The 22,906-nt window shown below is 70.9% G+C and carries 26 protein-coding genes; 12 read left to right on the top strand and 14 right to left on the bottom strand.

The window, feature by feature from the left end; all coding sequences use genetic code 11:
* Positions 1–212: 212 nt before the first annotated feature.
* A complete protein-coding gene (locus tag Q4C85_RS07395; protein ID WP_303140984.1) occupies positions 213–1,454 on the top strand; it encodes a tyrosine-type recombinase/integrase in 1,242 nt (413 codons plus the stop codon).
* A gap of 316 nt (positions 1,455–1,770) precedes the next feature.
* Here Q4C85_RS07395 and mihF read toward each other — a convergent pair whose 3' ends face one another.
* The 5 genes from mihF to Q4C85_RS07370 all read right to left on the bottom strand — a co-directional run bounded on the left by mihF (position 1,771) and on the right by Q4C85_RS07370 (position 4,932).
* Complete coding sequence (mihF, locus tag Q4C85_RS07390) at positions 1,771–2,112, bottom strand: integration host factor, actinobacterial type (protein ID WP_303140983.1); 342 nt, start codon at positions 2,110–2,112, stop codon at positions 1,771–1,773.
* Complete coding sequence (locus tag Q4C85_RS07385) at positions 2,109–2,312, bottom strand: hypothetical protein (protein ID WP_303140982.1); 204 nt, start codon at positions 2,310–2,312, stop codon at positions 2,109–2,111. The genes mihF and Q4C85_RS07385 overlap by 4 nt, the downstream gene beginning before the upstream one ends.
* Positions 2,313–2,438: 126 nt before the next feature.
* The gene (locus Q4C85_RS07380; protein WP_303140980.1) at positions 2,439–2,846 is read right to left on the bottom strand and encodes a hypothetical protein; all 408 of its coding nucleotides are present in this window, start codon (positions 2,844–2,846) and stop codon (positions 2,439–2,441) included.
* 99 nt (positions 2,847–2,945) lie between these two features.
* Positions 2,946–3,242, bottom strand: a complete 297-nt coding sequence (locus Q4C85_RS07375) for a helix-turn-helix domain-containing protein (protein WP_303140979.1) — start codon at positions 3,240–3,242, stop codon at positions 2,946–2,948.
* Between the two features lie 448 nt (positions 3,243–3,690).
* Positions 3,691–4,932, bottom strand: a complete 1,242-nt coding sequence (locus Q4C85_RS07370) for an AAA family ATPase (protein ID WP_303140978.1) — start codon at positions 4,930–4,932, stop codon at positions 3,691–3,693.
* Between the two features lie 168 nt (positions 4,933–5,100).
* Here Q4C85_RS07370 and Q4C85_RS07365 point away from each other — a divergent pair, with 168 nt between their 5' ends.
* The 6 genes from Q4C85_RS07365 (at position 5,101) to Q4C85_RS07340 (ending at position 10,512) form a co-directional block, all read left to right on the top strand.
* Positions 5,101–5,313 (top strand): hypothetical protein, encoded by a 213-nt coding sequence (locus Q4C85_RS07365; RefSeq protein WP_303140977.1) that lies wholly within the window; start codon positions 5,101–5,103, stop codon positions 5,311–5,313.
* Positions 5,310–5,627 (top strand): hypothetical protein, encoded by a 318-nt coding sequence (locus Q4C85_RS07360; protein ID WP_303140975.1) that lies wholly within the window; start codon positions 5,310–5,312, stop codon positions 5,625–5,627. The genes Q4C85_RS07365 and Q4C85_RS07360 overlap by 4 nt, the downstream gene beginning before the upstream one ends.
* 8 nt (positions 5,628–5,635) lie before the next feature.
* Complete coding sequence (locus Q4C85_RS07355) at positions 5,636–6,013, top strand: hypothetical protein (protein ID WP_303140973.1); 378 nt, start codon at positions 5,636–5,638, stop codon at positions 6,011–6,013.
* Positions 6,010–8,736 (top strand): hypothetical protein, encoded by a 2,727-nt coding sequence (locus tag Q4C85_RS07350; RefSeq protein WP_303140972.1) that lies wholly within the window; start codon positions 6,010–6,012, stop codon positions 8,734–8,736. Before Q4C85_RS07355 ends, Q4C85_RS07350 begins: the two co-directional genes overlap by 4 nt.
* Positions 8,737–8,841: 105 nt before the next feature.
* Entirely contained in the window at positions 8,842–9,315 is a 474-nt protein-coding gene (locus Q4C85_RS07345) for a hypothetical protein (protein WP_303140971.1), read from the top strand.
* A 303-nt stretch (positions 9,316–9,618) separates the two neighbouring features.
* Positions 9,619–10,512, top strand: coding sequence for a hypothetical protein (locus Q4C85_RS07340; RefSeq protein WP_303140970.1), 894 nt, complete (start codon positions 9,619–9,621; stop codon positions 10,510–10,512).
* 289 nt (positions 10,513–10,801) lie between these two features.
* On the opposite strand, the gene Q4C85_RS07335 is transcribed toward Q4C85_RS07340, so the two are convergent.
* From Q4C85_RS07335 to Q4C85_RS07305, 7 genes are read right to left on the bottom strand one after another with little or no spacing between them, the layout of a single operon-like run.
* The gene (locus Q4C85_RS07335) at positions 10,802–11,668 is read right to left on the bottom strand and encodes a hypothetical protein (RefSeq protein ID WP_303140969.1); all 867 of its coding nucleotides are present in this window, start codon (positions 11,666–11,668) and stop codon (positions 10,802–10,804) included.
* Positions 11,665–12,285, bottom strand: coding sequence for a hypothetical protein (locus Q4C85_RS07330; RefSeq protein ID WP_303140967.1), 621 nt, complete (start codon positions 12,283–12,285; stop codon positions 11,665–11,667). Before Q4C85_RS07330 ends, Q4C85_RS07335 begins: the two co-directional genes overlap by 4 nt.
* Positions 12,282–12,995, bottom strand: a complete 714-nt coding sequence (locus Q4C85_RS07325) for a hypothetical protein (RefSeq protein WP_303140966.1) — start codon at positions 12,993–12,995, stop codon at positions 12,282–12,284. The genes Q4C85_RS07330 and Q4C85_RS07325 overlap by 4 nt, the downstream gene beginning before the upstream one ends.
* A gap of 51 nt (positions 12,996–13,046) precedes the next feature.
* Positions 13,047–13,544 (bottom strand): hypothetical protein, encoded by a 498-nt coding sequence (locus tag Q4C85_RS07320; protein ID WP_303140965.1) that lies wholly within the window; start codon positions 13,542–13,544, stop codon positions 13,047–13,049.
* A gap of 55 nt (positions 13,545–13,599) precedes the next feature.
* The gene (locus Q4C85_RS07315) at positions 13,600–14,082 is read right to left on the bottom strand and encodes a hypothetical protein (protein WP_303140964.1); all 483 of its coding nucleotides are present in this window, start codon (positions 14,080–14,082) and stop codon (positions 13,600–13,602) included.
* 32 nt (positions 14,083–14,114) lie between these two features.
* Complete coding sequence (locus tag Q4C85_RS07310; protein WP_303140962.1) at positions 14,115–14,684, bottom strand: hypothetical protein; 570 nt, start codon at positions 14,682–14,684, stop codon at positions 14,115–14,117.
* Entirely contained in the window at positions 14,681–16,405 is a 1,725-nt protein-coding gene (locus Q4C85_RS07305; RefSeq protein WP_303140961.1) for a hypothetical protein, read from the bottom strand. Before Q4C85_RS07305 ends, Q4C85_RS07310 begins: the two co-directional genes overlap by 4 nt.
* A 191-nt stretch (positions 16,406–16,596) precedes the next feature.
* Between Q4C85_RS07305 and Q4C85_RS07300 the strand changes: the two genes are divergently transcribed.
* The 5 genes from Q4C85_RS07300 (at position 16,597) to Q4C85_RS07280 (ending at position 20,625) form a co-directional block, all read left to right on the top strand.
* Positions 16,597–17,436, top strand: coding sequence for a hypothetical protein (locus Q4C85_RS07300; protein ID WP_303140959.1), 840 nt, complete (start codon positions 16,597–16,599; stop codon positions 17,434–17,436).
* 123 nt (positions 17,437–17,559) lie between these two features.
* A complete protein-coding gene (locus Q4C85_RS07295; RefSeq protein ID WP_303140957.1) occupies positions 17,560–17,784 on the top strand; it encodes a hypothetical protein in 225 nt (74 codons plus the stop codon).
* 26 nt (positions 17,785–17,810) lie between these two features.
* Positions 17,811–18,686 carry a site-specific integrase gene (locus Q4C85_RS07290; RefSeq protein ID WP_303140955.1) on the top strand — a complete coding sequence of 292 codons (876 nt, stop codon included), beginning with the start codon at positions 17,811–17,813 and terminating at the stop codon, positions 18,684–18,686.
* Positions 18,683–19,531 carry a hypothetical protein gene (locus Q4C85_RS07285; protein ID WP_303140954.1) on the top strand — a complete coding sequence of 283 codons (849 nt, stop codon included), beginning with the start codon at positions 18,683–18,685 and terminating at the stop codon, positions 19,529–19,531. Before Q4C85_RS07290 ends, Q4C85_RS07285 begins: the two co-directional genes overlap by 4 nt.
* Positions 19,528–20,625 carry a hypothetical protein gene (locus Q4C85_RS07280; RefSeq protein ID WP_303140952.1) on the top strand — a complete coding sequence of 366 codons (1,098 nt, stop codon included), beginning with the start codon at positions 19,528–19,530 and terminating at the stop codon, positions 20,623–20,625. The genes Q4C85_RS07285 and Q4C85_RS07280 overlap by 4 nt, the downstream gene beginning before the upstream one ends.
* A 174-nt stretch (positions 20,626–20,799) precedes the next feature.
* On the opposite strand, the gene Q4C85_RS07275 is transcribed toward Q4C85_RS07280, so the two are convergent.
* Both Q4C85_RS07275 and Q4C85_RS07270 read right to left on the bottom strand, forming a co-directional pair.
* Positions 20,800–22,020 carry a hypothetical protein gene (locus Q4C85_RS07275; protein ID WP_303140950.1) on the bottom strand — a complete coding sequence of 407 codons (1,221 nt, stop codon included), beginning with the start codon at positions 22,018–22,020 and terminating at the stop codon, positions 20,800–20,802.
* Positions 22,021–22,119: 99 nt separating this feature from the next.
* Positions 22,120–22,899 carry a hypothetical protein gene (locus Q4C85_RS07270; protein ID WP_303140949.1) on the bottom strand — a complete coding sequence of 260 codons (780 nt, stop codon included), beginning with the start codon at positions 22,897–22,899 and terminating at the stop codon, positions 22,120–22,122.
* Positions 22,900–22,906 lie beyond the last annotated feature (7 nt).

Below are 22,906 nucleotides of genomic sequence, written 5' to 3'. Positions count from 1 at the left end.
CGGCCTTCTAATCCGCAGGTTCCCGGTTCGAGTCCGGGCGGGGGCACCGCCGAAAGGTCGGGGTGACGCCGAAAGGTCCACCCCGCCACATGACGCTACGGGCGTCTATATCCCCCATATCCGCTACGCTGTGGCTACCAGGAAGGCAACCCGGGCGCCCCGCCGGCGCCCGGCGGGTGGGGCGCTCGCGGGGCGCGGAAGGGGTGTGGGCGGTGGCGAGGGCCCGCCGAGGGCAGGGCGAGGGATCGGTCTACTTCGACACCTCACGTGACCGCTGGTCGGCGATGATCGAGCTACCGCCGGACCCGCTGACGGGGCGCCGTCGTCGACGGCGGGTGACGGCGCCGACGAAGCCCGCCGCGCTGCGCCGGCTGCGTGAGCTGCAGGCCGAGGTGGCCCGCGCCCGCGACGTGCCGACGGGCCGTGCGCTGACGGTCCAGGAGTGGATGGATCTGTGGTGGACCCGGGAGGTCGCCCCGGTGCTCAAGCCGTCGACGGCAAGGGACTACCGGCTGTCGATCGACCGGCACATCGTCCCGACGGTGGGGCGGGTGCGCCTGGACCGGCTGGCGCCCTCGGACGTGCGAGCGCTGCACCGGGCGGTGATGGCGCGCGGGGCGTCAGCGACGACGGCCGCCAAGGTCCACCGGTGCCTCTCCCGCGCCCTGACGATCGCCGAGCGCGAGGGGCTGGTGCCCCGGAACGTCTCCCGCCTGGTGGCGTCGCCGCCGTCGCCGGTGACCCCGCCACAGATGCTGACCCCCCAGCAGGTGCGCCTCCTGCTCGGCTCCCTCGAGGGCACCCCTGAGCACGCCCGCCGCATGACGTCATTCATGATCGGCGCCCGGCAGGGTGAGGTGCTGGGCATGATGCTGGACCCGGCTCTGCTGCACCTCGACGACGCCACCCCGTGGGTGGAGCTCGCCTGGGAGGTCCAGCGGGTCACCTGGGCCCACGGGTGCGGCGCCCGCACCCCCACTGGCTGGCCGTGCGGCCGCCGCCGGGGCGCGGAGTGCCCGGACCGCCACGCCCCGGTGCCGCGCCACCTCGAGGGCGAGCAGGTCCACGGAGGCCTGTGGATCCTGCGCCCCAAGACCAAGTCCTCGCACCGCCGGGTCGCCCTGCCGCCGCCCCTCACCGCCGCGCTCCGCACCCACATTGACACGTACCGGCCGGAGAGGTTCGTGTTCGAGGCCGCCCCCGGCGTCCCAGTCGACCCGTCACGCGACCACGCCGCGTGGGTGACCTCCCTCGACGCCGCCAGCCTGCCCCGCGTCCGCCTCCACAGCGCCCGCCACACGGCAGCCACCCTGCTCCTCGAGGCCGGCGTCCCCCTCCGCACCGCACAGGAGATCCTCGGCCAGACCCAGGCCCTGACCACCGCCCGCTACCAGCACCCCGGCCTCGACGCCCAGGCAGCGGCGCTCGCGGCCGTGTCGGGGACGCTGGCCTGACCTGCGGGATTCTGCGCGTTTCCGGCCGGCTGGCATAAAAACTGGCATGTTTTCCCGGGTTTTCCCGGATCCTTCTCTCGGACCTGGGGCCGGGGGTGGGTGGGGTCCGGGCGGGGATGGTGTGTCGTGATCGTGACCACAGCGGTGGGGGTCGGGTATAGGACAGGCGCTCGCGCGGTGGTCGCATCTCGTCGATGTTGGCTTCGGTGACCAGGTCACCGAGGGCATCGAGCCAGTCAGCGCCGATGGTCTGGGAGTCGGCGCTGTGGATGACGACGTCGGCTTGGCGCTTGGTGCCACGGACCGCGCCGGGTTCTCAGCCGAAGCGCGCTAGCAGCTCTCCGCGCTGCCGCTCGGACAGGCCACGCAGACGCCGCGAGTCGGCGATACCAGTCTCGTCGAGCACCCGGTTGGCTGTCGTCGGCCCGACGCGCGGCAGGGCCAGCAGCAGGTCCCGGACCCGCATCCGCTCCAGCGCCGGGTCATCCCCGGCGGTCTCCAGAACCTCCGCCAGCGTGACCCGACCGGCCTTGAGGTCCCTGCGCACCCGCGCCCTGCGCGCCCTTGCCGCTACCGCACGGCGTGAGCCCTCACGTCTCTGCCCTGCGGTCAGGGCGGGAACCACCGGCTCCCCCACCACCGGCGTGGCGTCCGTCATCGCCGGCCCCTGAGGATACCGACGGCGGCCAGCGCGCCCAGGCAGAGGCCCAGGGACACCACCGGGTGGTCGTACATCCACTGGATGACCCAGTGGTCCTCCAGTGGGGAGAACTCGAGGCCGGTCAGCCACCGCCAAGCGGCGGCCCACCACCGCTCGGCATCCGATGCGAGCTGGAGTATGGCGTGCGCGAGAGTCATGCCCCGGTAGTGGTCGGAACACCCTGCGGAGGCGGTCGACGCCGGGACGTCACCGCCCGCCGACTGACGCACGAGCCCCTACTTGAGGGCTCGGGGTGGTGGAGTCGGGCCCAGGCACCGTCAAGGTCACCTGCCCGCCATGGCCTTCGCCCCTTCGGGGGTCATGGAGTAGAGGTCGGCGCAGTCCAGGCAGCCGGTTCGGCTCGCGGCGAGCCGGTTCACCTCGGCGCGCTCGTGGTCACCGAGGTCGTGGGTGGCCCACAGGGGCTCGAAGAGAGCCTGAGCGTCGTCGCACAGGCGGTGCCCTCCGTAGGCGTTGATCTCGCGGCCGGTCGGGCCGACCATGGAGAAGCCGTCGACGCGGTAGATGTGGCTGTCCCCGGCACAGTAGCGGGTCGGTGGGACGGGCGCTGGCATGGGCTGGTCCTTCCTGGCTGCGGGGCCCCACGGCGGCGCCGCGTCTACGGCGTCGTCGACGTCGACGCTCACGCGCACGCTCGTTGCGGAGCCGCCACCGGGGCCGGAAGTACTCACCAGGGCGCTCATGCCGCCACCCCCGCACCAGCAGGCACCGCCGCCCCGCCCGGCCGCTTCCTGGGCGGGGCATCCGCTTGTCTTGACTGCTGCAGCCCGTCAGGCCGCGTGCCCGGCCCTCTCCTCCAGGCGCTCCAGCCAGGCATCGAGGTCACCCGGGCGGACCAGCTTCGTCCGCTCACCCGCCTGCACCGCTGGCAGGTCCCCGGTCCGGATCGCCGCCAGGACCATCCGGCGCGGCGCGCCAGTGAGGCGGACGACCTCATCCACCGACAGCGTCCGGACCTCCTCGACCGCACCCCCCGCCAGGAGGGCCTCCATCCGCTGCAGGCGGTCACTCATCACCTGCACCGCCCGAGCCAGGGCGGCCATCTCGGAGTCACGGACGCCGCTCACAGCTCCCACCCCCGCTGGGACACGTCTCGCGCCCCGGACACGATGGGGTGGGGCGACAAGTCCAGGGGCCACCACTGACAGACGGCCTCGCACGCGGGGCACGATGAGGCGGGGGTGGGGGCGGCTCGGAAGCTACTACCCGCCGCCCCGGCGGGGATCAGGGTGCTCTTGGGGGTGGTCATCGTGGCTTTGCTCCTTCCCCTGCCCACGGCTCGTGTTGGGCGGGATGGTCGCTGGTTGGTTGCCTGTGGGAGCAGGCGCTCACCGCTCCCGCGATCGGTAGTGGTCGGACAGACCCACGCCGTCGGCGCTCACCGGCCCCGGCTGGAGCCCCCGGGCGCACCCGGGGGCTCCAGCGCCCGCGAGATGGCATCCCGTGCACGCTGCCGGGAGACGCGTTGGTGGGCCGGGGCCATGCGGCCCCGGCCCACCAACCGCCGTCTCACCCCTACTGCTGGGCGACCTGGCCGTCCTCGATGACAACAGCTCCCGCGTCGGCGTCACCGACGCGCTCGATCCACAGCTGGAAGTCGCCGTCGGCGACCTGGGCGCGGATCGCCTCCATCGCGTCGCTGTCGAGGAGGGAGCCGTCCATGATGCGCAGAACCCGCAGCTCGGGGTTCAGGGCCATCGCCATGGCCACCGACACCCGAATCTGCTCTGCCGAGGAGGCCTGGGCAAAGGGGATGCCCCTGTAGGTGACGCCAGCGTCGTCGAAGCCCAGGCCCTCGACCGGGAAAGCGGCGGCGGCGAGCGCCTGGGCCTTGGCCTCGTCGATCGCGTTGATCTGGTCGGTGAGGTCCTGGTAGTCGCCGCGCAGGCGGTCGCGCTCGGCGGCTCGGGCGCGGGCCTCGTTGTTGGCGCGGATCGCGGCGTTGTCCTCCTCGAGGGTGCGCATGCGCTCCTCGATGGGAGCGGTCTCAGCCCGCTCGCCGGCCTCGGACTGCTCCCGACGGGCCTCGTTCACGGCGGCCTCCGCGTAGGCCACCTCCTCCTCGGCACGGATGAGGCGGCGCCGTGCCTCCTCCAGGGCCTGCCTAGCCCTGTCGGCCTCTCGCTCGGCGTGATCGAGCTTGCGGGCGGCGGCGCTGACCTCCGCGTTGTGCTCCTGCGCCAGGCGAAGGTCCTCGAGGACCTGCAACATCGAGGTCTCCTCGATGGGGAGGTTCTCGTCGACGACGACGTCGCCCAGGGCCTTGCCCTGGCGGCCGACGTCGGTGCGCTGGGCGTACAGGTCGGCGCGCTCGCGGTCGAGGGCGTCGAGGTCGACGTCGAGGTCCACGAGGTCGAGCAGCGCCTCACGCTGCTCGCGCGCCGACAGGCGCGTGAACGCCAGCGGGTCAAAGGACAGGCCGCCGACGAGGCGGTCGAGCATCGCCTGGGGCGAGTTGTAGCGGGCGCCGTCGGCGGCCTCGACCCGCAGCGCCGACTTTCCGGACGCGTCCCAGGTGCGGGTGACCTTCAGGTCCCCGAGGTCCAGGGCGACGGCGGCGTGGTCGGCGCCGTCGCGGACGGGGCGCGGGACGGCCTTGGAGGCCTTGCCGCCGGCCAGGGCGAGCCAGATTGCGTCGAGGACGCTGGACTTTCCCTGGGCGTTGCGGCCACTTATCACTTGGACAGTGGGGTCCGGGGTGATGGTCACGGCTCGCAGTCGCTTGATGTTCTCAGCGTGCAGCTCGAGGATTTTCATGACAGACCTTCCTGTGGTTCTCCCCTAGTGGGGCTCGCCAGCAGCAGTGGTCGGAGCCCGCTACCTCCACGCACCAGGCAGGTCGACACTCCCGCCACGCACCCACGCCGAGGCACGAGTGGGCGGTGTCACGGGGCCGCCGCGGCCCGGCCCCGCACAGACAAGGGCATGAGCACCCGCCACGACCACACGCACCCCCGCGCACACACCCGGGCGCTCAGACGCCAGGTCGACGACGCCCTGAACGCCCTGCGCACCAGCCCCAGCACCGCCCGCCGCGACCCGCGCGTCATCACCCTCGTGCGCGCCCTCAGAGCCCCACGAGACACGGTCCGCATGTGCACGGGCAACCCGCCCCACACGACTAAGGAGCACACATGATCGAGAGCGTAGACTTCACCACCCTGTGGTCCAGCTTCCTGACCACCGTGGAGTCGGTAGCCGACACCGCCGGGCTCTTCACTATCCTCGCGTACGTGGGGCTCGGGATCCTCATCGCGGCAATCGTCCGCTGGTTCTGGCAGAAGCGCAGAGGCGGCAGGATCGCGGAGGGCAACAGCGCAGTGTTCTGGGCCCTCGTGGTCGGCCTGCTGTGCATCTCCCCCAAGGTCGTCATCCCCATCGCCCTGCTCATCCTCCAGATTCTGGCCAACCTTTGCATCGCGGTCCTCAACCAGACCGGACTCGGCGTGTGATGGCCGCGATGTACGACCTGACGGACCTGACGGGCATGCGAGCCGAGCGCTCGCGCTCGACGTTCCTGGGGACGTTCCAGATCCCCGCCTCATGGGTGGCACCCATCACCTGCGGGGTGATCGCCGGGGCAGTGCTTGGGCTCGCGGCCTGGCCCCTGACCGGGCCGGCTGCCCTGTTGCCCACTCTCCTGGTGACCCCCGCGATCGCCGTGTGGCTCGTCGTCGACGACACCGAGCCGCCGTGGAGGCGCGCCCTGCGCCGTGCCCGCAGCCGCGACGGCAGATTCATCGCCAACGCCGAGCCCATCGACATCGAGCCCGACAGGTTCGTGCGTGTCGTAGCGTCCTCCACCCCCTACCGTCCAAAGGAGACGGCCAGCCCGTGAAAACCGTCGTCGCTGGCGCCCAGCGCGCCGTTCTTGGCGTGATCCTGGCCCTGCTGGCACTGACCGCGTTCGGCGGCACCGCCGGGGCCACAACCATGGACGTCACTGTCGTGGCCGCCAGCAGCGTGTCCACCGACCCGACGGTCCTGACCGGCAGCGTCTGCGCCGCCGACGCCGGCCAGTCCGCCTCGGGGTTCCTTCCCGTCAACAGGTGGGCCGACGCCACCACGGGCTTCCACTCCCGACTGGACGCTGACGCCTGGAACGACGTCTCCGAGAAGATCCAGCGCGACGGGTGGGCGTCGGCGTGGATGCAGGTCGGTAACGCCGCCTGGTCCCTGTCGACCAACCTCCTGTACGCCTCCACCAGCTTCTGCCCAATCAAGACCCTGGGCTACCCCATGGACCGGATCGTCGCAGTCATTGGAGGGGCCGTGACCACCTCGGGCCTGCTGGTCGCGATCCTGTCATGGATGGTCTGCTCGACCCTGTGGCGCCTTCACCGAGGCGGCAACGGCGCGTACGTCGCCCGCGAGTTCGTCAAGACCGGCATCGTGCTGGGCTTCGTGTTCTCCATGGTCGCCGGCGCACAGGCGTCCACGTCGGACGCGCCAGGCCGGGGCAGCCCCTGGTGGTGGGTCGCCCAGGCCAACAACGCGGTCAACAGCCTGTCCGGGCAGCTGTCCGGGGCAGTCCTGGAGGGAGCGGACGGAATCGCCCTGGGCTACCAGAAGCTGTCCGACGAGTCCGAGCTGGACGCGAGCGAGTGGACGCTGCACTGCGCCCCCCTGGACGGGCAGGACACCGCCGGCTACGTGGACTACCTGCACAGCACCTACACCTCGTCCTGGACTGACCCGGAGTCCGGTGCGGTCACCGAGGGGTCTGCGCTGCCCGCGACGGTCTCAAGCCTGTGGGAGGCCACAACCCTGCCCGTGTGGGCGGGCACACAGTTCGGTACGAACAACCCCTACAGCGACCAGATGTTCTGCTTCGCCCTGGAGGCGAGCTCGATGGGGACGAGCGCCGACGAGTCGACGTTCGTGTCCTACCTGGTCTCGTCCCTAGGGATCACGAGGGACGAGGCGAAGAAGATCGTGGAGGACACGCACGCCCTGGACGTGGACTCCACGACGGCGACGGACAACGCGTGGGCCGGGTGGGCCGAGTGCTCACCCACCGACGCCACGACCGCAGAGCCGCGAACCAGATGGGCAAGCATCGCCGATCGAGAAGCCGACGATGCGTGCGGGAAGTGGTGGACGGGGGGTGACATCTCACGCTCCAACCTGAACTGGGATGACGACGAGGACGCCATCGCCAAGGCCACCGGGGAGGACCGCGAGGCCGAGGAGAACTTCCTGGACTCCCTGCACGGCAAAGGCGGCTCCAACACCGGCGTCGCCACCGTCCTGTACGGTGTGGGATCCATCATCAACGCCGCGGTGTTCATCATGATCGCCGCGATGCAGGGTCTGTCCAAGATCATCCTGGTGTTCATGGTCGCCGGGATCTTCGCCGCCCTCGTCAGGTCCCTGACCCCCGGTGACGACTCGGCGCTGTTCAAGCAGTCGGCCAAGCAGCTCCTGGGAGCCGCCTTCGTGTCCTCCTGCGCGGGCCTGCTGATCTCCGTCATCCTGCTGATCGCCGCCGTCATCACCGGCGCCGCGGTCAACATGTTCGGCGCTGGCACCACCGGCGCCATCATCAGCGCCTGCCTCGGCCCCGCGCTGGGGGCGTGGTTCGTGCACTGGCTGTTCTCCTCGGTGCTTGCGCTGCCCAGCCCGTTCACCGTCAAGGGGATGGCGGCCTGGGGGCGGGGCATCACCAGCGGCGTCATCGGCGGCGCCGTCGGCGCCGGGCTCGTCAGCGCCGCGGGAGGCCTCACCCGACACGGCGGGCGCAACGCCCGACACATCTGGGACAAGAAGCGCCCGCGCGTCACGGGCAACACCCCGCAGCGGGGCGTCAACGCCGCCGACAAGGGCGAGTCCGCCACCGTCCAGGCCGACCGTGGTCCCGCCAAGGCAAGACAGAAGAAGGAGCGCAACAACACCACCCAGCCCATGAAGGGGCGCCACGCCGAGGAGCCGCCACCCGCCACACCGGGCCGCTCACCGGGAGCCCACCGGGCCGCGCCCCAGGGTGGTGCGGCAGCGCGCGCTCGGCGCATCAAGTCCAGCTTCACCCGCCCGTCCGGGCGCCACAAGGCCCTCCCGGAGCCCCGGGCCGCTGGCGCGCACCGCGCGCCGCTGGCAAGCGTGCAGGGCATCAAGGCCGCGGCGGGCGAGACCAGGGCTGCTGCTGGCGCCTACGCGTCCAGCGCGTGGTCGGCGGGCCACCGTGCGGTGGATGACAGGGTGGCCCGCACCTCGCACGCGATCGACCGCGTCCAGAACGCGGGCCAGTGGGCACGACGCGGGGTGTCCGTGGCCACTCAGGCCGCCGGTGTGGCGGCGGTCGCCGCCGTCGCGGGTCCCCCGGTGGCTGCAGGTGCCGCCGCTGTCCTGGCCGGCCGGTCCTTCGCCCACCGAGTGCGCGACTACCGGGCCGCCCAGCAGGCAAACCCCGAGGTCGGCCACACCGACCAGGCGGCGCGTGCCGTGCAGGCCGTCCGCGTACCGGCGGTCCCTCCGCAGTCTCCTGCGGTTCCAGCACGCCCACGCCCCACCGAGGCGCCCCGCAGGGTCATCCAGCGCAGGCTCCCACGCCCCGGACAGTAGACCCTGGGTGGCGTGGTGCTTGCGTGCCCGCCCCACCCGGGGAGACAATCCCCCGTGAGACCCCGTGCCCTGGAGGGAGAGACAATGCGTCGAGGTGCAGTAGTCGTGGTCGCGCTGCTCGTGCTCACTCCACTCGCGGCGTGCTCTGGTGGTGGGTCCTCGGGTGCGGCTGGTGGCCAGCCAGGCGCCGCGCAGCGCGTCACAATTGACCAGTCCACCCCCGAGGCACTGGTCTACACACTCCTCCTGGCAAACGCCAACGGCCAGACCGAGGACGTCCAAGCCGCCATGATCGCCAACGAGTCGATGAACCCTTGGGCGGTCGACGACCCGTCCGAGATCGTGTACTGCGACGACGAGGGCGTTGTATGCGATTATTACCCCACCCAGAAGCTCAGCAACGGCGAGTGCCCAACCGCCCTTTCGGAAGTCCAGGCTCTCAAGGACAAGATCACCGTCGAGTATGAGCCCGCCACGGATGTCTACGGGGAGAATATGAGAGCCGATGTCGATGCGAGCGACACCTGTGGCTTCGACACCTTCAACGTCGACGGAAACTGGGTCATCGTCAGTGGATGATGTCCTGGCGAGCCGGATATCCCTGGGAGGTGAATCCCCCGTGAAGTTTCCCCAGATCGCAACCCTATTCACTATCAGGGTCCGTCTCTCATGGGATCGTGAGGCCAGCACGCTGACGCTCTACCCGAGTAACGACTACGAGCCGATCGTGGCGGACAAGTCGTCCTGACGGCCCGCGCCGAATGGTGACTCGTGATGGCTCAGGGCTCGTGTGGTAAGCACTTTGCGTACAAGCCGGGGTGTGCGGCTTGTGAGGTCGCTGAGCAGGCGCGCCTCGACCGCCACCATGATCGTGGACTCGTCTTGGGAGAGGCAATCGGGTCGGGCCTGGTCTCGCTGGTCCAAGCGGGATGGTCACGGCACCGGGAGCGGCAGCGGGCTCGCCGTGAGGCCGAGGCGCAGCGGCGCCAGTGGGACGAGCAGCCGGCGAACGCCCCTGTGCAGCAAGCCCCGTCCGGGCACAACCCGGCCCCGCACAGACTGGTCCATCAGGTTGGCGCGCTGTGGGCGGGCTCGTCCGAGGAGCGGGCCCTCACGTCGTGGGCGCATGACCGTGAACGCCTGGCCGTGATCATGGACGAGGTGCAGGAGACCTGGGACAGGGCCTGGGGGCCCGCGGTCCGGAGGGCCGAGAAAGAGACCTCGGTCAGCAGGAGGTCCGAATGGGTCTGGCTCGCCCTGCGCTTCTTGACCTGGTTGTCCCCCTACGTTCTGGCGATCGGTATTGTCCTGTTCCTGCTGAGCTGGGTGTCTCCGGGCATCAAGTTCGTTCATCGTCTGCTGCTACTCGCAGGCATGCTCGTGGGTCTGCCTGTGCTGCAGGCGGTCGCCGACGGCACGAGGTCGAGAGCCGCTGAGGTGACCAGGAGGCTTAACGCGCGCGCGGCCAAGGACGCGGCGGTGGTGCTGCGTGACCGGTATGGCCTCGACCCGCGCGACACGCACCCTTGGCTGGGGGAGCTGTCCGCGGAGTCGGTGCGGAGGGGCACCGAGGCGGTCCTCGACCAGGTTGACGCCACCGGTGCGCTGCCGCGTGTGCTCCCTGGGATCGAGCCCCTGCGTGTTCGCGACCCTGAGCCGCGTATGCCCGCGCAGGTCAGGCATGTGCTGATCACGCTGGCCGCCCAGCCACCGCCGGGGTTCCAGCCCCCACCAGCCGACCCGCAGAAGCCAGGGCCATCCACCGGCGGGGGGTGAGCCCTCCCCTCCCGGGGGCTACCTGGTCTTGCTGTGCCAGTTCGCTGCCGTGTACCGATGGTGGGGACACGACCCGCGGTGACGTCAACGACGGCTCGTCGCTGACGGCGCACTCGGTGTCGGTGACGGTGCGGGCGCTATCGGCTTCGGCCTCGGTCCATCTGTCGGTCGGTCCGTCACCCAGACTGCGCCCCCGCGCCCAGCCGTCGACGGCGACGTCGACCTCGGGGGTGGCGCAACGCCTGCAGGTGGGGCGGGCAGACTCGGGGCCCGAGTGATCGACATGGCGTCACAGGCGCATGAACGTCTGGCCAGGTGCCTGGACGTCTACCGCGTCGAGGTGTGTCGTGACGTCGACGTCGAGGCACGAGTCGTCCAGTCTTGACCGCACGCCGGGTACGCCCCGCACGTATACGGCTGGCAGGCCCGCCTCCTCACCGACCTGATCGCGCACTGGGCTGCGCCCGAGTCTCATCACGCCACCCTGCTCGTCACGAAGCCTGAGGTCCGTGCCCCAGGCGCGCACCTCGCCGTCGATGATGCTCAGGCGTGAGACTCCTTGACGTTCGGCCTCCAGGCACACGGCGGTGATAGCGCGGGCCGCCTGGGTGCGCAAGCGTGCGACGCTGCGGTCGAAGGAGGAGCGCGCAGCCTCCACCTCGTCGCGGCCACGCAGCGTCCGTGGCCTGCCGCTGGCGCTTGTGAACGCGTCCTCGGTGCCTTGGTCGGTGGAGCCCGCGTAGCCAGTCTGTCCGTACAGGTCGCCGCAGGCGGCGCGGGACACACGCTCACACAGGGCATCAAGGTCTACCTGCCTGCCCGGCTCGGTCTCAACGTCAGTGAGGCTGAGCGTCGCCGCGTCCTCCACAGTGGCCTTGGCGGACAAGACCCCGGCACGCTCGAGCTCACGCTCAGCCAGGGCCCTGCGCGCACGAGCCACCGCAGCCTCCACACGTGCCACGGCGCGCCCCACCGCCTCCAGCTCGGTTGAGGCCATCCAGGCGGCGGGGGTGGTCGTGATGACGCCAGTGCGCGGGACCCGCCCGCGTCTCGCCACTGGGGTGTCCGCCAGGTGCGCGGCCGGCGCACCCGTGGCCCTGGGGCTGAAGCGTCCGGCGCGGTCCCGGCTGACCCGCGTCTCGTCGAAGCCGTTCACCCCAGCTCCCCATCCGTGGTTGGGGCGTTCCGGGCACGCTCCACCGCCCGGTAGGGGCTGGCCAGCGCACCCGAGTCCCGGCCGGCCAGGTCGAGGGCCAGTCCCCTGCGGGTCGCCCGCGTCACGGCACCCGTGCGGGCGTCAGTGAACACCTGCTCGTACACCTCACCCTCGGCGTCGAAGGTGACCACAGCGGGCCCCGTGTCCCTGACCGGGGCGGCGTACTCGCCCCCGGGGAGCCCGTCGGTGGCCTGGACCATCTCGTCCGCCGGGCACTGGCGCCACACGACGCAGCGCACGGTGCCGTGCTCGTCAAGGCTGACCTGCACTGGCACGTCGTCGTCCCACAGCCACCCGTGCGGGTCGGACACCTCCAGGTGCGTCCACCCCTGGGCGTCGTGCTCGACGGCGACGTGGTTGCCCTGCGGGGTCGTCCCGCCTGCGGAACGCACCCAGGAGAGCACGTGCACCAGCGTCTGGTCGTCCATAGCGCCGGCGCGCACGACGCGCTCGTGGCGGGGTGCTGGGGTCAGGTGGGTCGCTGGGGCGCCAGCTGCGCGGGTGGTGAAGCGTCCTGCGCGGTCGCGCAGGACGCGTGCCTCATCGAAGCGGCTCACCGCCAGCCTCCCGGGTAGCGGGGCTCAGGGTCGTATACGCCTTCCTCGGCGCTGAGGCGGTGGTCTCTGAAGATGTCGTGGTCCGGTGTGCTGGCAACTGCGCGTTCCAGCGGGGAGTCCTTGCCGTCACCCACGCGGGCGCCGTCCTCAGCGTCAAGGGTGACGTCGGGTCCCATGAGCCACACCGTGGACCCCGCCTGGGCATGTACGGTGCCTGTCCACGCGTACACGGTGCTGCCCGCTCGGGCCCGCACCACCCCTGCAGCCCCGTACAGGTAGCCGGTCGCACCCTTGTGCAGGTCGGCCTGGGCGTCGTCGTAGACGTCGGCGCTCGAGGCGGCATAGACCTGGGCGTGGGCGCCGCCGCGGGCGATGAGGCGGGCCCTGTCACGTACCGCGAACTGACCGTGCGACTGGTCGGGGGTGCGGCACACCAGGCCGCCCCTGACGGTCACACGTGCGGGCGTGTCCGGCAGGTAGGCGTTGTACGCGGGGCACCGGACCTCGACGTCGTCCCCGGCACCCAGGTCCCGGCCGTGGGCGTCCATCATGTAGGAGATCAGCAGCTGGGAGACCAGCAGATCGCCCCCACGGGCGATCAGCACCCTGCGCCTGGTCTCGGTCAGCGCCGTCGCCGGCGGGGACGGGGGGCGTCGGGTCCACTTGCCGTCGGCGCCTCGGGGGTGCTGGTTCTCGTCGTAGGTACTCATGCCCTTCTCTGTGCGGGGAAACCCACGCTGTGGACCCCAGGGAGGTGGGGCTCATCGCCCCCAGACGGTGCCGGGCTGGACGTCGACGGCGTCGATGAGTCCGGCGTCGGCGATGGACGCCACCAGCATGGTCTCGGTGGCGGGGTCGATCGCCAGGACGTTGCCGTCCGGGAGCGGTGCCCGTGTGTAAGGGCTGTGGTGGGTCGCCACCACGTACAGGGGAGCCCCGTGCTCCCACTGCCGGATCTCGGTGACGGCGCGGGCACCCCTCGCCGACAGCGCGTAGCGCTCCTGGTCGGTCAGGAGCGCGATGTCGGCGGCGGCCCAGGCGCGGTCGGTGGCGGCCGCGACGAGCCGCCGGGCCAGTTTGTGCCGCGCGAGGTACGCAGCTACCTGGCCAGCGGCGGCCTGCCTCGGGTAATCCGGCTCGAGGTGGGCGATGACCTCGGCAGGTGAGTCCAGGACCATCAGGTCCCCGACTGTGTCGCGCACTGCCAGGTACACGGGGCCAGGTGGGACCTTCTGCCCCGCCTCGATGATGGTGCTCATGTGTGTTCCTTCGCTTGGGGTCCTTGACGCCCCGGCAGTGGTCGGGGGACACCCGTCAGCGGGTGGTTGCGGGCGTTCCGTCGAGGCCGAGCAGGTCGGCCGCCACCTCCGCCAGGTCGGCCGCGTCCACGAGGATCTGGTGCTCTGCCTCGCCGCTGGGCGTCCAGCGGCCGAGCGTGAGCCGCAGGTGGTCGCGCCCGCCGAGCTCGGCGGTCAGGGCCCGCACCGCCACCGTGGCGGGGTCGGCGTCGTCGGCGACGACGTGGAAGACGTCCTGGGTGCCGCAACGCACCACGGTCACCGTGACGGTGGCGCCGACTGCCACGGCCGTGTCGGCGATGCGCAGCAAGCAGCGTGGGGCGAGCAGGGCCGCCAGGACTGCGGCGACCCCTCTGGGGTCGCCCATGAGACGCGCCTGCCCAGGTGCCCGCGACGGCGCGGGCAGGGAGAGCACGCGCGCCAGGTACCGCGACGCCGTGTGAGGCGCACCCGCCGCGAGCAGGGCCGCCAGGTCCGTTGGGCTGATGTGCAGGATCACGGGGCCTCCCGAGGCGGGTGAGGTGGAGACGGTCACCTGCGGTGGTGGACGGACGCCCCCGCCTGCCCGCAGCCTCCTCGTGCGAGCCTCTGGAGCCGGTTGGCCTGTCGGGCGCGGCCGGTGCGGGCCAGCAGACGGATGACCCTGCGGGTGGCCACGGGGTCCGCCTGGGCGTAGGCAGCCAGGTGTGGGTCGTCGTGGTCCGCCATGCAGGCCAGGACGACCTGCCTGGTGGCGGTCATCAGCTGAGGCCACGCCTGGGCGAGGTCAGCCCACACGTGTTCTGCCTGCTCCTGTGCGCGGCCGTCCAGGACCGCGCGCACGCCTGCGGGCAGGAGCGTCCCCTCCAGGGCCGGAGACCCCACGGTGGGGTCCCCGAGGTGCCGGCTCCCCCAGGCCTCCAGGTTGTGCCACCGGGCCGCCTCACGCCCTCTGTGTGGGGCCTTCAGGTGGGTTCGGATGGCCTGGAGGATCCGGTGGCGTGAGTCGGCGGGCAGTGTCCCCCACTGGGTACGCACCGCCTCGTCGACGCGTCCGGCGGTGTAGCCGCTGCGGGTGAGCGCGTGGGCGACACACGCCTCGAGCGTCAGTGGGTTGGTCACTGCGCCTCCTGTTCTGCCGCGGGGTGCTGGTGCGCGGCCCTCCTGGCTGCGGCGGCACCGACAGCGAGCTCGTGAGCGGCCCGGGCAGCACCCCGCAGCCGCCCGCTGTCACCCCCTGGGTCACCGAAGCCGCCCTCGGTCGCCAGGCGGGAGGTCAGTGCGTCGTCGGTCCCGGCCGTGTCATCCAGGCTCGGGGTGTGGGCGGCGACCTGTGCAGCGGTGGGCTCGGGATCGGTACACTGCGGCACACCGGCGGCGATCAGGCGCTCACGCATCTCGTCGGTGGTGGCGAAGTAGCCCTTGACCACCGCCGAGGGCTGGCCCTCGAGCTCGGCGACGCCGGTGCCCCTGGCCGCGGCCCCGTCGGCACGGATCCACTCGGGCACGTGGGGTACGTCCCTGGGGTTGCTCAGGGCGAAGCCTCGGGCAGACTCGGAAGGGTTGGCTCCCCACAGGACCCGATGGGACAGGTTGGCCTTGAGCGGGCCGTCAAACCCGGTCTTGGCCTGAGCCATCTGGGTGGAGATGACCACTCTCAGACCTGCGAAACGCATCTCCGCCGGGATGGTGGACACCCGCTTGATGAGCGTCTGGGTGACCAGGTTCTCGTTCAGCGCGTCGATCACGAGCGGGTGGTCCTTGGGAATGCCCTTGGGCACTGGCTCAAGCATGAACAGGGCCGTCGCCTCGTCGATCACGATGAGCACGGGGGCTGGGCGCAGGTGCTCGGGCAGGTCGGTGACCTTCTGAGCTCGATGCTCCTTGAGCAGGCGGGCAATGGTCTGACCGCGCTCGTAGACCAGGTCGAGAACGGTCAGTGCCTGCTCCCTGGAGTCGCACCCCCACCCACCGGGTCGGCAGAAGTCCTTGCACCACAGGAAGTCCACTGCCTTGTGCGGGGCGTCGACGACCACGAGCTCCCACCCGCGCAGCAGGGCGCCGGTGATGATGGTGTTGAGGCCCACGGACTTGCCGCTGCCTGCGGTGCCGGTGGACAGCAGCCCTGGGACGTCGTCGAAGCCGATCGCGAGCTCTCGGTTCGGGGTGCCCCCGGAGCCGAGGGCGAGGCCGAGGGGGATCGACCAGATGTCGTGTGCGGGGGCGTCGAACGGGTAGGGGACGCGGTCGGGGAAGGTGGGCAGGGCGCCGGCGCGCACCTGCATGGTCAGGGCCTGGGCGTCGACCGTGAAGTACCAGCCCGGTCTACCGATAGCCGTCGTGACTGCCTCGTCGATGCGGGTGTCGTGGCGGGAGGCCGAGTAGGAGGCTGGAAGGTGGACGTCGAAGCCGCCCTGGCTGGCGCGGGTGATCTTGACATCCCAGGGCCTGACTCCTAGGGCCGTGGCCAGCGCCTCGCGGGCCCGCAGCTCCTCGGCGTCCAGGCGCCCCATGGTGGCGCGGTGCCCGTAGGGGTCGAAGTCGACCATGACCCACCCCTGGCCCGGGTGGCGGGCCTCGTACATGTCCGCCAGGAGCGCCGCCTGGGCGGCCCCGTCGGAGGGGCGGACCGTGTCGGGCAGCACCACCACCCGCGTGTCGCTGATGCTGGCGACCTCGACTCCGGTGGAGAAGTAGGCTCGTCCCTCACCCACGTCGACGCCGACGAGCCTCCATGTGCCGCCCAGGCGCTCGCCCAGACGCGCGGCGACAGCCGACTCGAAGGCCTGGTAGTGCTGGTCGGGGTCGAAGCCGTCGGGCAGCGCAACGGGCTGGACGCTCACGCGACTACCCACCGCCGGAGGGCTCTCATACTGATCATCCACACCCCACAACTGACACGGCGAGGTCCCGTCAGGGCACGGGTCCGTCCACCACTGGTGGCATGGATCGTCAGAGCTCAACACCAACGCAGCGGACCAGAAGAGGTCCTGGGGAGCAGACGGTTGCCAGCGGCGTGCTCCCCGGCGGCGAGGTGAGCACACCGCAGCTCCTGGCGGCGCTGCGCAGCCACTACATGCCCCCCGCGCGCACCGGGGCCAGCGGTGGTGGGATCTTCGCCCACGAGGTCAGCGTCAACGGCACCTGGAGCGGGGCCGGTAACCGTCGTTGCGACGCCCTGTACGCGGGATTCACCTCCACGTCGGGACGCATCTTGGTCGGACACGAGCTCAAGGTCTCCCGCGCCGACTGGCGCAGCGAGCTCGACCACGCCGGCAAGGCCGACGCCTGGGCGGATGCTTGTCACGCCTGGTACGTCGTCGCCCCCTCTACCGACGTCGTCCCCGCAGAGGAGGTCCCCGACGGCTGGGGGCTCATGGTGCTTCCACGCACTGCGCGCGGGCGCCGCATGCGCATCATCGTCAAGGCCGCCACGAAGCGTGACCACCAGCCGCCCTGGTGGGCGGTGCGGTCCCTCATGGCCCGCCTCGACACGCTGGCACGGCAAGAGCGCGACGAGGAGGTCCAGGCGCTCGTCCACCAGCAGCTGGCCCGGGAGCGTGAGCGTCTCGACCGCCTGTCCCGACAGCGCCCCACGCTGACACCCGCTCAGGAGGAGCGGCTGGCGAGCCTGGAGGCCCTCGAGCAGCACCTGGGCCTGCGCATCACGCACTGGGGCGACTACAGGGACCTCACGGCCACACCGGAGCGCCTGACCCAGGCAGTCGACCTGCTCAAGACGCTTGAGCGCCTGGACTCCCCCGCCGAGCTCCAACACCTGGTCGACCAGCTCGCCCATGCACGCGACACCCTCGAGGCGCTCGCCAACGACCTGCGGAACCTCACCGGGGACAGCACGCCCGACACCGCGTGAGAGCCCGAACGGCGCAGCCAGTCCATGGCATGCCCAGATGCAGCCGGCGGTTGGGCATGCGTTGTCCGTCCACTGCTGGGGCAACGGCACATCCGGTGGCTGACTCAGGAAGGAACTCCTTCGGTGGACATCATCAACATGATCTACGAGCTCTCAGAGCAGGTCCCGTACAGCACGTTCGTTGAGTGCTGCGAGGGCGTCGCACCCGCAGCGATGAGCGCCGAACAGGCGGAGGCCACGCTCAAGCGTCTCCACGAGGCGACCCTCATCCGCACCGTCGACACATGCGGCGTGTGCGGGGAGCGCCGTTACAACAGGTACTGCGTCGAGTGCGGTACCCGCGGCTGAGCAGGCTAGGCAACAAGGAACGCGCGATGCGCGACGCAGGCCTGACAGAGCAGTTCCTTGCCCGCCTCGCGGGCAGGACCAGAGACAACCACCGCCTCGACCTCGCCCCCTGGGCCGGCTGGCTCGCGGACCGGGGAACACCCCTGCTGGACGCTACGCGCCAGGACCTCGAGGAGTACCTTGCCTCCCGACGTGAGCAGGGTCTGCGTCCCAGAACCCTCAGCACGATCCTGTCCCACGTGCGGGGCTTCTACCGGTGGGCCATGGAGGAGGGACACGTTGAAGCCGACCCAACCGCGCTTGTGCACGGCCCGGCCCGCGGGCGCAGCGAGGAGCGGACCTGGCTCGGCTGGGCTGATCTGGGCCACCTTCTAGACGCGTCCCTGGACTGGTGCGGCGGTGAGCTGGCCGCGCACGTCCACCTGTGGGCCCTGTCCGGGCTGCGGCCCGGCGAGCCCCGGGGGCTGCGCGTCGAGGACCTCAGCTCCCACGACGGACAGGCCACCCTGTCCGTGACAGCCACCAAGACGCTCGGCTGGGAGCGGCTGGTCATCCCCGACGTCACGGCACGCCTCCTCACGGCCGCTGCCGGAGGGCGGCGACGCGGCACGCTCCTTCTCAACCCCCGCACCGGCCGCCCCTGGACCAAGGCCGCTGAGCGAAACCGGCTCCTCCGTCTCCTCAACGCCACCGGACTCCCCGCGGTGACCCCGTACGGGTTGCGCACAAGCTTCATCACCCTGGCCCTGGACGCGGGCGTTCCCGAGCGTGAGGTCATGATCGCCGCCCGCCACTCGTCCAGCGCCCAGACCGCCCGCTATGACCGGCTGCGCACCCACGTCACCAGACCCGTTGGCCCCCGCCTGGCCAGGGAGATCCAGGAACGAAAGGAAACACGATGACCGACCTCGCCGGCACCTTGGCCCGTGGAGTGATCTACGGAGCAGCCGTTAGCGCGCTGTGGATCGCTGGCCCCACCGCGCTGGCGGCGTTCTCGAGGCTCGACACCAGCGAGAAGGCCTGGACTGCCACCGCCATCACTGCGGCAGCGCTTCTCGTCGGCCTAGCGCTGCCGTCACGGCCACACGTGGTCGAGCGGGCCACGTCCTCACCGACCGGGATCGCCGTCCTCTCCAGTGAGGACACGGGATTCCGCAGGTGGGTTGAGGCTCAGGCCTCCCCTGGTGAGGACGTCGAGGCTCTGGCGCGTAGGCTGCGTCCGACCTGGGACCAATGGCTCAAGTCGAACCGCCTGAGCGACAAGGACCGGGCCCGTCACGAGGCCGCCCATGCGGTCACGGCCTGGGCCCTGGGACACACCATCATCGGGGCCGAGATCCTTCCCGCCAGGAACCGGGGTGGGTGTGTCGAGTATGTTCCGCCCCTGCCGTCCCGTGGAAAGGGCCCGGACCTGTGGGACCATCTGACCATCGCAGTGGCGGCGAATGTCCTCGACCAGACCGAGGGGCGGCGCCATGACGGCGCGCAGGATGACGTCCGTGCCGCTGAGGAGCATGCTGCCGCCCTCATCTCCACCGGATTTGTTCCGGATGGTATCGATGGTCCGCTGGCTATCACCCAGGCAGTGTCGGCGGCACGCAACCGCGCCCAGAGGATCGTTGCTGGCCACCCCGGCCAGGTCGACACCCTCGCCAGGGCCCTTGTCAAACGGCGTGCCCTAACTGGCCAGGAGGTCCGGGAGATTCTCGCACCTCAGGAGGCCCACGACGGTGGTGCCGCATCATGAGCGCCTCTCACACCGGCGGCCCCACCGACCGCATCCAGGCGTTGCACGTCAAGAACGCCCGGACCTGGCCCAGCGCACGCCCGGGCTGGACGGCCCCTCACGGTGCTGGCCAGCCCGAGGACAGACCCCGCCGCTGGCGGCAACACCCGGCGCGACCTGGCGCCGCGACAGACGTCGCGACACTGTCGTCACCGACGACTGCCCTGACCGCTGCCGTCGCCCTGGGTGCCACAGCAGCATCCGTGGAGGGCCTGGCCGAGCTCCTGCGTGCCACCGCAGCACTGTCAGCACCCATGTCCTGGGGAATCGGGTCGGTCATCGACCTGGCGGTGATCGTCCTTGCCCTCCAGGCACGCGAGGCTGTCATCACCGGACGCGGCGGGCACCTGGAGATGGCCCTGACCTGGTTCGCGTCGGCGGCGTCGGGTGTCGCGTCGGCCTCCTGGCAGCTCGGTCACGTCGGGGTCCAGGCGGCAGCCGTGCGCCTGGTCCTGCCGCTCCTGGCCGCCTGCCTGTGGCATCTGTCGATCGTCGGCACCCGCGCTGCCGCCGACGCCCGCCCGGCTCGACGGCAGGCACGAACCTCGAGGCTGACCCTCAACCTGGCGCTCGCCCAGGCGGACACCAGTGGCAGGCCGTCGGTGAGGCGTCGTGAGCTGCGTGCTCGACGCGACCTGCTGCGTCACATGGCGGCGACGTCGCCTGCTGCTCAGAACCGTGACCTGTCGTGGTGGCGTCAGCAGGTCGCCGACATCGCCAACCAGTCCAGCACCGGTACGCCGCTGTGCGACAGCCGGGGTGTCACGGGTGCTGCGACGGCGACGGGCAGCAGCGACAGCGCCGGGCGGGTGCGGCACTCCGGTACGGAAGCGCGCCCGCCGGCCGCCGCACCCACTGCGCAGCCGGTTGCGCTTGAGGTCGCGGCACCCGTGGTGGCGGCCCCGCAGCCATCCACGCGGGAGCGCGTCGCCGCCGTGCTGCGCGACAACCCAGCGGCCACGAGCACCCAGATCCGCGACCGGCTCGGTGACGTCTCCCTACGCACTGTCCAGCGACACATGGCAGCGATCCAACGACACGACGGCGCCACGTGACGGCCAGCAGTCCATGGGACGGTGTCTGTGCCGTCCCGCAGTGGGCGTCGACAGCAGAAGAGGAGAGGTCCTGGGCACCGTGCGTAGGCTGCCGCTCAGGTCCTGATCACGAGCCTTCGCACCTCAACACGGAGCCGTGCGCGCGCGTGAGGTTCTTCGGGGTGAGCGCCCACGTCAGGCGTGGTCGTCCGAGTCACCTTGAGCAGAACCAGGACCACGGGCCCAGCCTGCCAGGGCGGGAACTGCCAGAAGTACGGTCCCGACGACCCCGGCAACCACTGGCTGGGCCTCTTCGCGCGCCTTCCGCCGCTGCTGCGGGTCACGCAGCGCCTCTCTCCAGCCTGGCGCCGTCAGGGGCACACGCTGAGGCTCGACGCCCAGAGGCGCGTAGAACTGCTCGATCTCGGCGCCCACGGCGTTCACTGAGTCAACCACAGCCTGCGCCTCCTTCCAGTGCAGGACGACCTTCTCACCGGCCACCCCGCCAGCCTCGTCAAGTCGCCTCATCAACTGGGCGGTCATCTTCACGATCTTGTCGCGACGGTCGCACCGCGCGGCATCCAGGCTGAGCCGGTGCGCGTCCAGCTTCGACGGTGCGGTGGCCCTGACATGGTCCAGCTCGAGAACCGCGTGCTGGTCCTCCAGCTGGAAACAGGCAGCCAGGACCGCCAGCCACACCGCAACCTCCTTCGCGACCTCCTCCGTGGTCGTCCTCAGCGTTCGGGCGCTGGCATCCTTGTCCACCTTGTCCGACAGAACCCCGATAGCACGGAGCGCGTCCGCCTCGACGTTGAACACGGTCTCCTTCGTGTTCTCGACCTTGCGCCAGGCGGTCTCACGGTCGCCACCGCCTTCGCTCAGGGCCACGGCCTCATCGATGGCGCACCTGGCGCCGTCCATCTTGGCGAGGACCTCGTCCCTCTGCCTGCGGCGTACGTCATCGAGCTTGCCGTCGATGGACTTAATGAGCTGTCTGAGCTCCTCCATCTCCTGCTGCCTTGCAATCTGCGCCATGATCCCAGCCGCACCGGACAGGATCGCGGGGTTGGTGAGCCTGGCGGTTACGCCGGTCTCGATCCGAACCCACTTAGTGATCGATCCTCGCTGACCGACCATGGCGTAGCTGACGCCGTCGGTCTTGGTCGGTACGAGTCCAAGCTCCCTGATGTCTCGCGCGGACTCCTCAGTCAACTTCACGTATCGCCCTGCGGTTGAGGAGGCACTCAACGCGGCCTCGGCAACACCGGGAGCGATGTCCAGCACTGACCCGAGTCCTTCAAGGTCCTGGGACGCTGCCCACAGACCTGCATGCTCCAGGAACCTCTTTACAGCGCCTCGCTCACCAACGACAGCTAGCCCCTCGCTGTCCTGAACCAGCTCGACATCATCGGCCACCGCGTCCGGCCCTCCTTGCCGCCCTCCTCCGTTCGACAGCGCGCTCAGCGGTGGATGGCGGCACGAGCCCGGCGAGCGCAGTGAGTCTACCTGCGGGCATCACCTGGGATCGCTGTCAGACGATCGTCTCCGTCGGACCCGTAGCAGGTCCTGGTGCCAGTCGGTCAGGGCCTCGCTGGTCGCGCGTGCCCCGAGCGTCCGGTTCGGGGTCCACGGGTCTACCTGCCGCCACGACGTGTCGTCCTGACGCGCCCAGTAGTCGCCGCGGCCGTCCAGGACGATCACGTGCCCGGTCTCGTCAGGCTCCAGGGCGTCGAGGTCACCGGGCTCCTCCAGCCAGGCGCCGTCATCGACGTCGAGGACCCGCCAGTCCTCCAGGTCATCCACGTTGGGGTCGAATCCCGCACGGACAGCCCCGTCCAGGTCGAGCTCGCGCCCCCGGGGCTCGCGCACCACCCCGTAGTCCCACAGGGCCGTCGCCCACTCCTCGACGTTGACGGGGCCGCGTGGCTCCCGCTTGTCCTGGAGGGCCTCGTAGAGCGCCTGCATCTGGTCGGCCCGCCGCCACCCGTGTTCACGCCCGCTGCGCAGCGCAAGGGCCACGCGGTCCAGCGGGTCGGCGTAGCTGGTGGGCCGCCACCGGCGTCGGGCACGTTCGTCGTCGCCGAAGGCCGCGCCTCGGCCCGTGGCGGACACCAGGTCCGTGATCTCGTTAAGGGCCTCCTGGTCCCAGGGGCCGTCCAGGAGGCCTCGAATGCGCCTCAGGGCCGCCTGCTCGGGGCCACCAGGACTCCCGGTCAGGCTGGCCGGGGGTGCTCCGGCGGGCTTGGCCACCCATCTGCCGTCACGTCCCCGCGGGTGCTGGTTCTCGTCGTGCACGATCTGC

It is taken from the genome of Actinomyces sp. (genome assembly GCF_030524025.1).
GTDB lineage: Bacteria > Actinomycetota > Actinomycetes > Actinomycetales > Actinomycetaceae > Actinomyces.
This window is presented reverse-complemented; position numbering and strand designations above follow the sequence as displayed.